Source organism: Mesorhizobium sp. M0317 (assembly GCF_040321555.1).
Classification (GTDB): Bacteria; Pseudomonadota; Alphaproteobacteria; order Rhizobiales; family Rhizobiaceae; genus Mesorhizobium.
Genome location: NZ_JAMYRV010000107.1, coordinates 1 through 789, shown reverse-complemented (window position 1 = coordinate 789; position 789 = coordinate 1). Strand labels below are relative to the sequence as shown.

Below are 789 nucleotides of genomic sequence, written 5' to 3'. Positions count from 1 at the left end.
CCGGCGACCGCATCCTGTTCGGCAAGTGGTCGGGCACCGAAGTCAAGCTCAATGGCGAAGACCTTCTGATCATGAAGGAATCCGACATTATGGGCATCATCGGCTGATCATCGGCCTCACCGTCAACTAATTTCGGGCTTGATCGCAAGCCCCCTGCCAGGAGCTAAAAAATGGCTGCTAAAGACGTAAAATTCTCCCGCGACGCCCGCGAGCGCATGCTGCGCGGCGTCAACATCCTCGCCGACGCAGTGAAGGTCACGCTCGGCCCCAAGGGCCGCAACGTCGTCATCGACAAGTCGTTCGGCGCACCGCGCATCACCAAGGACGGCGTCACCGTCGCCAAGGAAATCGAGCTTGAAGACAAGTTCGAAAACATGGGCGCGCAGATGGTCCGCGAAGTTGCTTCGAAGACCAACGACATCGCCGGCGACGGCACCACGACCGCGACCGTCCTGGCGCAGTCGATCGTCCAGGAAGGCCACAAGGCCGTTGCCGCCGGCATGAACCCGATGGACCTGAAGCGCGGCATCGACCTGGCCGTGACCGAAGTCGTCGCGGCTCTCGGCAAGGCTGCCAAGAAGATCAAGACCTCCGAGGAAGTTGCCCAGGTCGGCACGATCTCGGCCAATGGCGACGAGTCGGTCGGCGCCATGATCGCCGAAGCGATGCAGAAGGTCGGCAATGAAGGCGTCATCACGGTTGAAGAAGCCAAGACCGCCGAGACCGAGCTGGAAGTCGTCGAAGGCATGCAGTTCGACCGCGGCTATCTCTCGCCCTACTTCGTCACCA

General features: G+C 61.2%; 1 protein-coding gene and 1 pseudogene. Both read left to right on the top strand.

All coding sequences use genetic code 11. The features are described 5' to 3' along the window. Positions 1-107 (top strand): annotated as a pseudogene (locus NKI88_RS31725) (co-chaperone GroES); the annotation flags it as partial. Positions 108-170: 63 nt separating this feature from the next. Next, on the top strand, positions 171-789 hold a 619-nt coding region (locus tag NKI88_RS31720), incomplete at its 3' end, for a TCP-1/cpn60 chaperonin family protein (protein WP_352659339.1).